This window comes from Stenotrophomonas sp. STK17_22 (assembly GCF_051983905.1).
GTDB lineage: Bacteria > Pseudomonadota > Gammaproteobacteria > Xanthomonadales > Xanthomonadaceae > Stenotrophomonas > Stenotrophomonas maltophilia_A.
In genome coordinates this window covers 4,679,751-4,692,317 of sequence record NZ_CP197010.1, presented here as the reverse complement: position 1 = coordinate 4,692,317, position 12,567 = coordinate 4,679,751, and the positions used below count along the sequence as shown (strand labels likewise).

The window sequence follows — 12,567 nt, the reverse complement described above, 5'->3', positions numbered from 1 at the left end:
GATGAATGATTCCCTTGCGATGCCGGGCGCATCGGCGCCCGCCTTTGCCACGCACCCGGGCTACCAGCGCATGTTCCGCGCCGACGCGCTGACCCTGGGCATCTACCTGCCGCTGCGTTTCTACCAGGGCGACATGGCCGTGCTGCAGGGCCAGGCGCGGCTGGTGGAGGAGATCGACCGCTACGGCTTCGCTGCGGTGTGGGTGCGTGACGTACCGCTGTTCGATCCGTTGTTCGGCGATGCGGGGCAGCTGTTCGATCCATTCACCTACCTTGCGTGGCTGGCAGCGCGCACACAGCGCGTGGCCCTGGCCACCGGCAGCGTGGTGCTGCCACTGCGCCATCCGATCGATCTGGCCAAGGCCGCGGCGTCGATCGATCAGCTGTCCGGTGGGCGGCTGGTGATGGGTGTGGCGTCCGGTGATCGACCGCTGGAGTTCCCTGCCTATGGACTGGAGCACGCGGCGCGCGGAGAGCGTTTCGCCACCGCAATGAACGAGATGCGCCGTTGGCTGCAACCGGGCACGGATGGGCGGATGACACATGCCGGTGCCGGGCAGGGCGTGCAGTTGCTGCCGCCCACGGTCAGTGGCCGCGTTCCGCTGATCGTCACCGGTGGCGCACGCCAGCCACTGGAATGGATCGGCCAGCATGCCGATGGCTGGCTGACCTACCCAGAGGCCACCCATGACAACGCTGGTCCGCAGCGGCTGGCCGCGAAGATCGGCGCTTGGCGCGCGCTGATTCCGGACGGCGGTTTCCGTCCGCACATGACCAACGAATGGATCGACCTGGTGGACGATCCGGATCATCCACGCATGCCGTTGCGGGGTGGCTTCACCCTGCGCACCGGCCGCAAGGGTCTGATCGATCTGCTGCAGGCCTGGCAGCGGGCCGGCGTCAACCATGCCGCACTGGGGATCCAGTTCGCCGAGCGGCCTGCCGGCGAGGTGCTGCAGGAGCTGGCCGAGGAGGTACTGCCGTTGTTCCCGTCGCATCCCGGGCCGGCGGCGAAGGTGATGGACTGGTAGCCACGCCGAAGGGGATGGCATATGATTAGGCGCCTAATCATATCGGTATGGATGATGATCGAAGCCAAGCACCATGCCCTGATGGATGAGGCGCAGCGACGCGGCCACGCCAACGTCGCGCAGCTGCGCCTGTGCTTCCAGCTGCTGTCGTTGTCGTCGTCCATCGACCACGATTGCGCCACCCGGCTGGCGCCACACGGGCTCAGTGAGGGTCGCTTCATCGTGCTGTTCCTGCTGCATGGGGCCGGTGGCACGCTACCGCCCCACGAGCTGGCCGAACGCGCAGGCGTCACCCGCGCCACCATCAGCGGCCTGCTCGATGGCCTGCAGCGCGAAGAACTGCTGCAGCGTCGCAGCGATGCTGAGGATGGCCGTCGCCTGCAGATCGTATTGACCGCACGGGGAAAACGCTTGACCGAGACACTGTTTGACCAGCACACACAGTGGATCAGTGGTCTGTTCAATGGTCTGGATACCGATGAACAGCAGCAGCTGTCGCGGTTGCTGCACAAGGTCTGGCAGCACACCGATGCTGGACGAGAGTCTGCAGCATGAGTCCGGCGATTGCGGCGCAACGCCTGCATGAACTCAACACCGGCCGCGTTGCCACCACCCATCTGGCCGAATGCCTGGCGGTGGATTTCGCCGCACTGCTGCAGGTTGTGGCGCCCGCGCTTGCACCGGAAGCGCTGCAACGCATGCAGGATGCCTCAGGCAAGGGCATCACGCTGCGCATGGCCCTGGCCGCGCAACTGCTGCGTGAGGCGGGGCAGGGTGCGCCCGCACTCTGGCAGCATCACCGCTCCGATACCGTGCGCGGCTGGGCCTGCTACCTGATCGGCAGCGATGCCCGCGCAACGTTGGCAGAGAAGCTGCAGCAGATGCGCACGCTGGCCGATGACCCACACTTCGGCGTACGCGAATGGGCGTGGTTGGCGTTACGCACGGACATCGTTGCCGCGCCGATGCAGGCGCTTGAGTACCTGCAACCATGGGCACAGGAAACATCGCCGTACCTGCGCCGCTTCGCCTGCGAAGCGCTGCGCCCACGCGGTGTCTGGGCCACGCATATCGCACTGTTCAAGCAGCATCCGGACCTTGTGTTACCCATGTTGGAAGCACTGGCTGACGACCCGGAACGCTATGTGCAGGATTCGGTCGGCAACTGGCTCAATGACGCCGGCAAGACTCAGCCGCAGTGGCTGCGCGCGCTGTGCACGCGTTGGCAGCACGAGCGCCACAGCGACGCCAACGCCTACATCCGCAAACGCGCATTGCGCTCGTTCCGGTAGTGCCGGCCGCTGGCCGGCAACCCCGCAACCTCGTAAACCTCAAGGAAGAACCACCATGTCGCACACCTTCATCGAGCTCTACACCGCCACACCTGCCTGGACCGCACTCCCACCCGAGCAGCGGAATGCCTTCTTCGCCCGTATTGGCGCCGGCATGCAGCAGTTCGATCCAGCCCGCATCACGCCGCTGGCGATGGGCCGCATTGCCACGGACGTACCGCACGGCAGCGATGAGCAGTTCTATGCGGTCTGGCGCTGTGCAAGCCGCGAGGAGGTCGATGCGCTGGTGGCCGGCATCGCCGCGACCGGCTGGCATGCGTACTTCACCACCACCCATGCGGTAGGCGCGATGGACAGCATGGCCCAGCACCTGGCCGACCTGGCCGCCCTGTAGCGGGGCGGCAGACGCCGGCAGATCCCGGGCCTCGGCATGGGAGGCACATGCGCCTGTCACCCAGACACGGTAAACAGTGCATTGCCATGTCCATCCGCAGGGAAGTCGATCATGCAGAGCACGCTCCAGGTCACGCTGTTCGGCCCTCTTGGCGACAGCCCGGCGTTGCAGTTGCCGGGCCTGGAGGGGCCGTCGGTGGCCATTCCGGAATCGGTCCTGCGGCGGTTGGTTTCCGACCTCTACACCGCGCGTTCCCTGCTCAACCCCGAGCAGCTGGACGAAGCCAGGCAGGAGCTGGACCGCGTGCTGGAGCGCTGGGCCGACATCCATGAGGGCCTGCTGCTGGATGTGGAAGTGCATGGTAAATGAGCAACTTCGCGTGGCTGCCGCCGCGTAGGCATGGCTGGTGCGCACCTCGCTGAACCGCGCCCCCAGTTGCGGATGAAACATTTTGCACTGCGCAAAAGCTGTGCTATCAATAGATCCCATGAACGCAGCCCCCACCAGCTTTTACTGGTATTACTTTCCGAAGCCACTGGCGGAGGAAGGACTGCGCTCACCCTGAAGAAAGCTTCAGACGCATTCCCGAAAGCCGCCAGCGAACCTGGCGGCTTTTTTCATGCCGCCACGCTGGGGACCCCCAACGTTCCGGAGATCTCCCGCAATGCCCCCGCACACCGACGACCTGCGTATCCGCACCATCGAACCGCTGACACCGCCTGCCCAGCTGCTGGCGATGCTGCCCTGTGACGATGAAGCCTCCGACACCGTCAGCGCCTCGCGCGCGGCCCTGCACCAGATCCTGCATGGCCGTGACGACCGCCTGGCGGTGGTGGTTGGCCCGTGCTCGATCCACGACCCGAAGGCCGCCATCGAGTACGCCCAGCGCCTGAAGCCGCTGCGCGACGCACTGGCCGGCGAACTGGAAATCGTCATGCGCGTGTACTTCGAGAAGCCGCGCACCACGGTGGGCTGGAAGGGCCTGATCAACGATCCGGACCTGGACGGCAGCTTCAAGATCGACAAGGGCCTGCGCATCGCCCGCGGCCTGCTGCGCGACATCAACAAGCTGGGCCTGCCGGCCGGTGTCGAGTTCCTCGACGTGATCTCGCCGCAGTACATCGCCGACCTGGTGGCATGGGGTGCGATCGGCGCACGCACTACCGAAAGCCAGGTGCATCGCGAGCTGGCCTCGGGGCTGTCGTGCCCGGTCGGCTTCAAGAACGGCACCGATGGCAACGTGAAGATTGCGGCCGATGCCGTGGGTGCGGCATCCAACCCGCATCACTTCCTCTCGGTCACCAAGCAGGGTGGCACCGCCATCGTGTCGACCACCGGCAACCCGGACTGCCATGTGATCCTGCGCGGCGGCAAGCAGCCGAACTACGACGCCGGCAGTGTCGCCGAGGCCTGCCAGGTGCTGGCCAAGGCCAAGCTGCCGACGCGCCTGATGATCGACGCAAGCCATGCCAACAGCCTGAAGAACCCGGAGAACCAGCCGAAGGTGATCGACGACATCGCCGTTCAGCTGGAAGACGGCGAACAGCGCATCGTTGGCGTGATGATCGAGAGCCATCTGGTCGGTGGCCGCCAGGAACTGGTGGAAGGCCAGCCGCTGGTCTATGGGCAGAGCATCACCGATGGCTGCATCGACTGGGACACCACCGTGACGGTGCTGGAGCGACTGGCTGCGGCCGTGCGCGCCCGTCGCGACGTGAAGGTGTCCGAAGCAGCTTGATGGAAGCCGCCTGAGTGCGGCACGTGTGTGGATGGCGGCCAGCGCCTGCGGGGGTGCGGCCGCGATCAGGGCCGGTCGGAGTTGGAGACCGGCCCATCTGCACCGGCGATGCGCCTGGCGCTGCGCATGAGCGACAGCGCCAGGTACATCGCCGGGGTGGCAGTAGATCCACGCCATGCGTGGACGATTCGCCGTCCCCGGCAATGACGGCTACGACCCGCCGGAGGCCACATTTGTCGCGGGCCCGTCGGGTCGCACCCGGCACGCCAAGTGGTCCAGTCCGCACAGTGCGATGATCCGCCTTGGACACGTAGAGTCGAGCTTGCTCGACTGCGGAAAAACGTGCACCAACGGCAGTCGAGCAAGCTCGACTCTACTCAAGGTCCGCAGTAGATCCACGCCATGCATGGATGTGGGCCACAATGCGATCACTTCTCCCTGCGGCTGCCGCCATGAAAGAACTGATCATCCCTGAAGCTGCCCAACGCGACGAATCTTCGGTCGAGATGATTCGCGTGTGGATCGCTGAGCGCGGGCTGCATGCATCATTGAAAGTGGGGCTGTACGAGGATCGCCCCGACATCCGCGAAGAACGTGCCTGGGGGCGAATTCTTGCCGACGTTGCCCAGCACGTTGCCGACGCGCTGGTGACCAGTGAGGGCATGGACCGTGACGTGGTGGTCGAGGCCATCAAGGCAGCCTTCAACGAGGAGCTGCAGGCGCCATCCAGCGGCCGGTCCGGCGGGTTCGTCGTGCGGCGTTGACGGTAGATCCACGCCACGCGTGGATGAATTCCCCGCCCCACGTTCACCGCTTCGCCCGAATCCTCGCCAAGGCCAGATACATCGCCGGGGTCGTGTACAGCGTCAACCACTGGCTGACCAGCAAGCCGCCGACAATCGCAATGCCCAGCGGTTGCCGCAGCTCCCAGCCTTCGCCGTTGGCCAGCATCAGCGGCAGCGTGCCCAGCAGCGCTGCCAGCGAGGTCATCAGGATCGGCCGCAGGCGCAACCGTGCGGCTTCCATCACTGAATCCTGCGCGCTCAGCCCGCGCCGCTCGCCGGCCAGCGCGAAATCCACCAGCAGGATGGTGTTCTTCATCACCACGCCCACCAGCAGGAACAGGCCGAGCAGGGCGATCAGGTTCAGTTCGTTGCCGAACAGCCACAGCGCCAGCAGCGCACCGACACCGGCCGAGGGCAGGGTGGACAGGATCACCAGCGGCTGCAGGAAGCTCTCGTAGAGGATGCCCAGCACCAGGTAGACCGCCAGCGTGGCGCCCAGCACCAGCCATAGCTGGCGCGCGCGCAGCTGATCCAGCCCGCCGGCTTCACCGGACAGTTTTCCCTGGACCGAACGTGGCAGCATCAGTTTCGACATCGCACCATCGATCGCCTGTGTGGCCTGTTCCAATCCTACGCCCGGTGCCAGTGCGAACTCGATCCAGATCGAGGCGAACTGCTCGCTGTGGTATACCCGGTCCGGTGCCATGCCATAGCGCCAGCTGGCGATGCTCGACAGCGGAATGCGCTGGCCGTTTCCATCGATCACCTGCAGGCGTGACAGCGTGCCCGGGTCCTGGGTGTGCTTCGGGTCCAGCTCCATCACCACGCGGTACTGGTTGAGGCTGTCGTACAGCGTGGCGACCTGGCGCTGGCTGAAGGAGTTGTTGAGCATGTTGGCGACGGTGCGCAGGTCCACGCCGTGGCGCGCGGCTGCTTCGCGGTCGATATCCAGCACCACCTGGCGCATGCCCGCTTCACCCTGTGCTTCCACGTCAACCAGTTCGGGCAGGCCACGCAGGGCGGCAGCCACCTTCGGTGCCCATTCGCGCAGGGGCGCTGTATCGGCTGAAAGCAGCTGGAACTCGTACTTGCCGCTGCTGCCGGCGCCCTCCAGGCGGATGTCCTGGTCCACCCACAGATAGAGATTGCCGCCGGGCAGCTTGGGCAGCCGCGCGCGCAGGCGGTCGATCACCTGCTGGCTGGACACCTTGCGCTCGGCCAGCGGCTTCATCTTGATCATGATGAAGGCGTTGTTGACCCCGTTGCTGCCACCGATGTAGCCGATGATGTCCTCGATGGCCGGATCGGACAGCAACAGCTTCCTGTACGCATCGATCTTCGGTTGCATGGCCTGGAAGGACAGGCCGTCATCGCCGCGCGCGAAGCCACGCAGCTGCGCGGTGTCCTGCTTGGGCACGATGCCCTTGGGCACCTGCTGGAACAGCCACGTGTTGAGCGCGATGACTGCAACGAACGCCAGCAACGGCCAGCGCAGCCGGCGCAGGCTGACCTGCAGCGTACGCAGGTAAGCGCCGCGCACGCGCTCGAACAGTGCGTTGCTGGCGTGCTGCCAACGCGAGGGTTGCTGCGCGGCATCCACGAACAATCGTCCACACAGCATCGGAACCAGGCTCAGCGCGACCAGCACGGAGACCGTCATGGCCGCCACCAGGGTCAGTGAGAATTCGCGGAACAGGCGTTCGACGAAGTCATCCAGGAACAGGATGGAGACGAACACCACGGCCAGTGCAACGTTCATCGACAGCAGCGTGGCACCGACTTCCGATGCGCCACGCACCGCCGCCTGCCAGCGGTCAGCGCCCAGCTCGCGATGGCGGGCGATGTTCTCCAGCACCACGATGGCATCGTCCACCACCAGCACCGCCGCGACAATCAACGCCATCAGCGAGAGCGTGTTGAGCGAGAAGCCCATCAGCGCGATCAGCGCCAGCGTACCGAACAGCACCACCGGAATCGCCACGCTGGGCACCAACGCTGCACGCCAGTGGCCGAGGAAGCCGAGCACCACCAGCACCACCAGCACGATCGCCAGCACCAGCGTGAGCTCTGCTTCGTGCAGGGTGGCGCGGATTACCGGCGAGCGGTCCATCACCAGCCGCATGTCCACGCTGGAGGGCAACAGCGCATGCAGTTGCGGTAGCTGCGCCTGGATGGCATCAACGGTGGCGATGATGTTGGCGCCGGGTTGGCGGCTGACGATCAGCAGCACGGCGGGGCGTTCGTTGTGGAAGCCGCTGGCGTAACGGTCTTCCACGCCATCGGCAACGGCGGCGACATCGCCCAGCCGCAGCGTGCGGTCGTCGCTGACCTTCAATGCCAGTTCGCGGTACTGCGCGGCCTGGCGCAGCTGCAGCGGCGCTTCCAGCTGCCACTGCTGGCGGTCATCGCCCACGGCACCCAGCGGGCGCATGGCGTTGGCGCGGCCGATGGCCTGGGCCACGTCCTCCAGTGCCAGGCCTGCATGGTTCAGCGCATTCGGGTCCAGCGATACACGCACGGCGGGCAAGGCGCTGCCGCCCACCTGCACTTCGCCCACGCCCGGCACCTGCGACAGCTTCTGCGCCAGCACGGTGGAGGCCAGGTCATACAGCTGGCCTGGCGAACGCGTGTCCGAGGTCAGTGCCAGCGCCAGGATCGGTGCCTGTGAGGGATTGACCTTGCGGTACTGCGGCATGCCGGGCATGCCACTGGGCAACTGCCCGCGTGCAAGATTGATGGCGGCCTGCACTTCACGCGCTGCCTCATCGATGTCGCGGCCGAGTACGAACTTCAGTTCGATCTGGGTCTGGCCCTGGGTGCTGGCCGAGTCGATGCGTGAGATGCCGGGCAGGCTGCCCAATGCGCGCTCCAGCGGCGTGGCGACGGTGGCTGCCATCGACTCGGGCGAGGCGCCGGGCAGGCTGGCGCTGACTTCGATGGCCGGGTAGTCGACCTGCGGCAGTGGCGCCACCGGCAACAGGCGCAATGCCAGCAGGCCGGCCAGCACTAGCGCCACCGCCAGCAGGATCGTCGCTACCGGGCGCTGCACGCAGGCCTGCGCCAGGCGCGCGATGGGGTTCACGCGCGCGCCTCGTCAACCGCCACCGGGGACGCTGCACGGCCACGCTGCAGGCGGTCGAAGGCCAGGTAGATCACCGGCGTGGTGAACAGGGTCAGCACCTGGCTGACCAGCAGTCCGCCCACCATCACCCAGCCCAGTGGCTGCCGCAGTTCGGCGCCGGAACCGCTGGCCAGCATCAGCGGCACCGCGCCGAACAGTGCAGCCAGCGTGGTCATCAGGATCGGCCGGAAGCGCAGCAGCGCGGCCTGATGAATCGCCTCGCGCGGTGACATGCCGCGTGTGCGCTGCGCGTCCAGCGCGAAGTCGATCATCATGATCGCGTTCTTCTTCACCAGGCCGATCAGCAGCACGATGCCGATCACCGCGATCAGGTCCAGGCTGCGTCCGCTTACCCACAGTGCCGCCAACGCACCGACGGTGGCCGAGGGCAGGGTGGAAAGGATGGTGATGGGGTGGATGAAGCTCTCGTAGAGCACGCCCAGCACGATGTACATCACCACCACCGCGGCCAGGATCAGCCACAGTGTGGACGACAGCGAGCTGCTGAAGGCCGCTGCGGCACCCTGCAGGCGAAGTTCGATGCTCTGCGGCAGGTTCACCTGTGCGCGCGCGGCGTGCACAGCCTCCACCGCTTCGCCCAGTGATGCGCCCGGGGCAAGGTTGAACGACAGCGTGGCCGCCGGGAACTGGCCGACATGGTTGCGCAGCAGGGCGGTCGGGCCCAGATCCACGCGTGCCACCGCACCCAGCGGCACGGTCTGCCCACTGCTGCTGCGCACACGCAGGCCCGTGATCGCCTCCGGCCCGGGCTGTCGTGAAGGATCGGCCTCCAGCACCACCCGGTACTGGCTGGCCTGGGTGAAGATGGTCGAAATCTGGCGCTGCCCATAGGCGTCGTACAGCGCATCGGCTACTGCTTCCACGCTTACGCCCAGGCGCGCCGCCGCATCGCGGTCGATTGCCACGCGCGCCTGCCGGCCCTGCATCTGCAGATCGCTGGCGACATCGCGCAGTGCAGGTTGCTGGCGTAGCGCCTGCAGCAGCTTCGGGGTCCAGCGTTCCAGTGTTTCAAGATCCGGCGTGGTCAGGGTGAACTGGTACTGGGTGCGGCTGATGCGGTCTTCGATGCCCAGCTCCTGTACCGGCTGCAGGTACAGGGTGATGCCGGGGATCTTCGACACGCGCTGTTGCAGGCGCGCCATCACCACGGCGGCGCCATCGCGGTCGCCGTGCGGTTTCAGCTCGATCAGCAGGCGGCCGGTATTGAGCGTGGGATTATTGCCGTCCACGCCGATGTAGGACGAGACGCTGGCCACCGCCTCGTCGGCTTCGATGGCCGCCGCCAGCGCCTGCTGGCGCTCGCGCATGGCCTGGAATGAGATCGCCTGCGGCGCTTCGCTGATGCCCTGCACCAGGCCGGCATCCTGCACCGGGAAGAAACCCTTGGGCACGGCGAAGTACAGCGCCACGGTCAGTGCGAGGGTGGCAACGGTGGCCAGCAACATCAGCGGCTGGCGCTGCAGCACCCAGCGCAGCTGGCGGTCGTAGAGGCCGATGACGCGGTCGAAGACATCGGGCGCATGTGCAGTCTTCGCGTGCGGCTTCAGGAACCGCGCGCACAGCATCGGCGTCAGCGTCAGCGAGACCACCAGCGAAATGCCGATGGCTACAGCCAGTGTCACTGCGAACTCATGGAACAGTGCACCCACCAGGTCGGCCATGAACAGCAGCGGGATCAGCACCGCGATCAGCGAAACAGTCAGCGACACCAGGGTGAAGCCGATCTCGGCTGCGCCTTTCAGTGCTGCATCGCGGGGGCTTTCGCCTTCCTCCAGATGGCGGGCGATGTTCTCCAGCATCACGATGGCGTCGTCCACCACGAAGCCGGTGGCGATGGTCAGCGCCATCAGCGTGAGGTTGTTGAGCGAATAGCCGGCCAGCAGCATGACCGCGAAGGTGCCAATGAGCGACAGCGGCACCGCGACGCTGGGAATGAGCGTGGCCGGCAGATTGCGCAGGAACACCCAGGTGACGAGCACCACCAGGCCGATGGCCAGTACCAGTTCCTTCTGCACGCCGCGCACCGACGCGCGGATCGATTCGGTACGGTCGCTCAGTACATTCATCTGCACGCCGGCGGGCAGCGTGGCCTGCAGCTGCGGCAGCAGCGTACGCACCTGCTCGACCACGGCGATCACGTTGGCGCCGGGCTGGCGCTGGATGTTCACCAGTACTGCCGGCGTGGTACCGATCCACGCAGCCAACTGGCGGTTCTCGGCGCCATCGGTAATGGTGGCTACATCGCCCAGCCGCAGCGGCGCGCCGTCGCGCCAGGCCAGTACCAGGGCACGGTACTCATCCACGCTGCGCATCTGATCGTTGGCATCGAGCATCACCGCGCGGATCGGGCCATCGAAACTGCCCTTGGGCAGGTTGACGTTGGCGGCGGCGATGGCGGTGCGGATGTGGTCCATGCCCAGGTTGTTGGCGGCCAGCGCCGCTGGATTGACCTGGATGCGCACCGCCGGGCGCTGGCCACCGGCCAGGCTGACCAGGCCGACGCCGGGCAACTGCGCCAGGCGCTGGGCGATGCGCGTATCCACCAGATCGTGCACCTGCGGCAGCGACAGGCCTTGCGAGGTCACCGCCAGTGTCAGGATGGGGGTGTCGGCCGGGTTGACCTTGCGGTACACCGGCGGCACCGGCAGGTCCCCGGGCAGGAAGCTGCCCGCCGCGTTGATGGCGGCCTGCACGTCCTGCTCGGCCACACCCAGCGACACCTCCAGCCCGAACTGCAGGGTAATGACCGAGGCGCCACCGGAACTGGTCGACGACAGTTGTTTCAGGCCGGGAATCTGGCCGAGCTGGCGCTCCAGCGGTGCGGTGATGGTGCGTGTGGTCAGTTCGGGGCTGGCCCCCGGATACAGCGTGGTGATCTGGATGATCGGGTAATCGACCTGCGGCAGCGCCGCCACCGGCAGCAGGCGATAGGCCAGCACGCCGGACAGCAGCAGCGCCACCATCAGGAGAGTCGTTGCGACCGGGCGCAGGATGAACGGGCGCGAGAGGTTCATGCGCCGGCCTTGGTCGCGGCCTCCTCGGTGATGATCTCCACCGCCGTGCCGTCTTCCAGCCCGTCGATGCCTTCGATCACCACCTTGTCCCCTGCGGCCAGCCCGGAGCGCACGGCCACGCGTCCATCATCGGCTGGACCGAGCACCACGGTGCGGCGTTGTGCCTTGCTGTCCTTGTCGACGATATGCACGTAGTTGCCCTGGCTGCCGAACTGCACGGCGGCATCGGGAATCAGCAGCGCGGGCTGCTCGCCCAGCTGCAGGCGGACGTTGACGAACTGGTTGGGGAACAGCGCCAGATCGTGGTTGTCGAAGTGCGCACGCAGTTTCAACGTGCCGGTGGTGGTATCGATGCGGTTGTCGACGCTGGACAGCGAGCCGCGGGCCAGCTGCCGGCGTTCTTCGCGGTCCCAGGTTTCCACCGCCAGTGCCGGTTGCGCCTGCACGGCATCGAGCAGCGCAGGCAGCTCGGGTTCGGGCACGGGCACGGTGAACAGCACGCTGATCGGCGCGGTCTGCGCCAGCGTCACCAGGCCTTCGGCATCGCTGGCGCGCACCAGGTTGCCCACGTCCAACCGGCGCAGCCCGACGCGGCCACTGACCGGCGCGGTGATGCGGGTGTACTGCAGCTGCAGGCGCGCTTCATCAACAGACGCCTGATCGCTGAGGCGGCGGCCCTGCAGCTGGCGCACCTTGCTCTGCTGGTCGCTCAGTTCCTGCCCGGACACGTAGTTCTGCTTCTGCAGTTCGCGGTAGCGCTGCAGCTGGCGCTCGGCGTTTTCCAGCTCGGCCAGATTCTGCTGCTGGGTACCCTGCGCCTGTGCCAGCTTCACTTCATACGGGCGCGGGTCGATCTGCGCCAGCAGATCGCCGGCCTTCACCTGCTGGCCTTCCTGGAAATGCAGCCGTAGCAGTTCGCCATCCACGCGGCTGCGTACCACCACGCTGTGCAGCGGGGTGACCGTACCGACCGCCTTCAGGCGCAGCACCAGCGGCTCGGCGCTGGCGCGTGCCACGCGTACCGGCACCGTCTTGCCCGGCGCATCGTCGCTGCTGCCGGCGCCATTCCGGGGCCACAGCCACCACGCCAGAACGGCGACGAGGGCGATGGCCAGCACCGCCCACAACAGGCGGGCACGACGGAAGCGGGAATTTTCGGCGACAGACATGGG

10 protein-coding genes are annotated in these 12,567 nt (G+C 66.6%); 7 read left to right on the top strand and 3 right to left on the bottom strand.

What is annotated here, in order from left to right:
- Nucleotide 1 precedes the first annotated feature (1 nt).
- The 7 genes from ACSYS9_RS21845 to ACSYS9_RS21815 all read left to right on the top strand — a co-directional run bounded on the left by ACSYS9_RS21845 (nt 2) and on the right by ACSYS9_RS21815 (nt 5,218).
- Nucleotides 2–1,030: an LLM class oxidoreductase gene (locus tag ACSYS9_RS21845; RefSeq protein ID WP_071227902.1), complete on the top strand. Its 1,029-nt coding sequence runs from the start codon at nt 2–4 to the stop codon at nt 1,028–1,030.
- A 54-nt stretch (nt 1,031–1,084) separates the two neighbouring features.
- Nucleotides 1,085–1,585, top strand: a complete 501-nt coding sequence (locus tag ACSYS9_RS21840; RefSeq protein ID WP_071227901.1) for a MarR family winged helix-turn-helix transcriptional regulator — start codon at nt 1,085–1,087, stop codon at nt 1,583–1,585.
- On the top strand, nt 1,582–2,322 hold the full coding sequence (locus ACSYS9_RS21835) for a DNA alkylation repair protein (RefSeq protein WP_071227877.1): 741 nt from the start codon (nt 1,582–1,584) through the stop codon (nt 2,320–2,322). Before ACSYS9_RS21840 ends, ACSYS9_RS21835 begins: the two co-directional genes overlap by 4 nt.
- Before the next feature lie 55 nt (nt 2,323–2,377).
- Entirely contained in the window at nt 2,378–2,716 is a 339-nt protein-coding gene (locus tag ACSYS9_RS21830; protein WP_049400985.1) for a DUF6616 family protein, read from the top strand.
- Nucleotides 2,717–2,827: 111 nt separating this feature from the next.
- Nucleotides 2,828–3,085 carry a hypothetical protein gene (locus ACSYS9_RS21825; RefSeq protein ID WP_071227876.1) on the top strand — a complete coding sequence of 86 codons (258 nt, stop codon included), beginning with the start codon at nt 2,828–2,830 and terminating at the stop codon, nt 3,083–3,085.
- A 295-nt stretch (nt 3,086–3,380) separates the two neighbouring features.
- A complete protein-coding gene (locus ACSYS9_RS21820; protein WP_071227875.1) occupies nt 3,381–4,454 on the top strand; it encodes a 3-deoxy-7-phosphoheptulonate synthase in 1,074 nt (357 codons plus the stop codon).
- Nucleotides 4,455–4,906: 452 nt separating this feature from the next.
- Nucleotides 4,907–5,218 (top strand): DUF5076 domain-containing protein, encoded by a 312-nt coding sequence (locus ACSYS9_RS21815; RefSeq protein WP_081352274.1) that lies wholly within the window; start codon nt 4,907–4,909, stop codon nt 5,216–5,218.
- A gap of 43 nt (nt 5,219–5,261) precedes the next feature.
- On the opposite strand, the gene ACSYS9_RS21810 is transcribed toward ACSYS9_RS21815, so the two are convergent.
- From ACSYS9_RS21810 to ACSYS9_RS21800, 3 genes are read right to left on the bottom strand one after another with little or no spacing between them, the layout of a single operon-like run.
- On the bottom strand, nt 5,262–8,321 hold the full coding sequence (locus ACSYS9_RS21810) for an efflux RND transporter permease subunit (RefSeq protein WP_081352273.1): 3,060 nt from the start codon (nt 8,319–8,321) through the stop codon (nt 5,262–5,264).
- Nucleotides 8,318–11,395 (bottom strand): multidrug efflux RND transporter permease subunit, encoded by a 3,078-nt coding sequence (locus ACSYS9_RS21805; RefSeq protein WP_071227873.1) that lies wholly within the window; start codon nt 11,393–11,395, stop codon nt 8,318–8,320. Before ACSYS9_RS21805 ends, ACSYS9_RS21810 begins: the two co-directional genes overlap by 4 nt.
- The gene (locus ACSYS9_RS21800; protein ID WP_071227872.1) at nt 11,392–12,564 is read right to left on the bottom strand and encodes an MdtA/MuxA family multidrug efflux RND transporter periplasmic adaptor subunit; all 1,173 of its coding nucleotides are present in this window, start codon (nt 12,562–12,564) and stop codon (nt 11,392–11,394) included. Before ACSYS9_RS21800 ends, ACSYS9_RS21805 begins: the two co-directional genes overlap by 4 nt.
- Nucleotides 12,565–12,567: the final 3 nt, after the last annotated feature.

What these genes read in the sequence shown, in the direction of transcription:
- ACSYS9_RS21835 (WP_071227877.1), top strand. Translation starts at nt 1,582, where the DNA reads ATGAGTCCGGCGATTGCGGCGCAACGCCTGCATGAACTCAACACCGGC.
- ACSYS9_RS21800 (WP_071227872.1), bottom strand. Translation starts at nt 12,564, where the DNA reads ATGTCTGTCGCCGAAAATTCCCGCTTCCGTCGTGCCCGCCTGTTGTGG.
- ACSYS9_RS21820 (WP_071227875.1), top strand. Translation starts at nt 3,381, where the DNA reads ATGCCCCCGCACACCGACGACCTGCGTATCCGCACCATCGAACCGCTG.
- ACSYS9_RS21830 (WP_049400985.1), top strand. Translation starts at nt 2,378, where the DNA reads ATGTCGCACACCTTCATCGAGCTCTACACCGCCACACCTGCCTGGACC.
- ACSYS9_RS21825 (WP_071227876.1), top strand. Translation starts at nt 2,828, where the DNA reads ATGCAGAGCACGCTCCAGGTCACGCTGTTCGGCCCTCTTGGCGACAGC.
- ACSYS9_RS21845 (WP_071227902.1), top strand. Translation starts at nt 2, where the DNA reads ATGAATGATTCCCTTGCGATGCCGGGCGCATCGGCGCCCGCCTTTGCC.
- ACSYS9_RS21805 (WP_071227873.1), bottom strand. Translation starts at nt 11,395, where the DNA reads ATGAACCTCTCGCGCCCGTTCATCCTGCGCCCGGTCGCAACGACTCTC.
- ACSYS9_RS21840 (WP_071227901.1), top strand. Translation starts at nt 1,085, where the DNA reads ATGATCGAAGCCAAGCACCATGCCCTGATGGATGAGGCGCAGCGACGC.
- ACSYS9_RS21815 (WP_081352274.1), top strand. Translation starts at nt 4,907, where the DNA reads ATGAAAGAACTGATCATCCCTGAAGCTGCCCAACGCGACGAATCTTCG.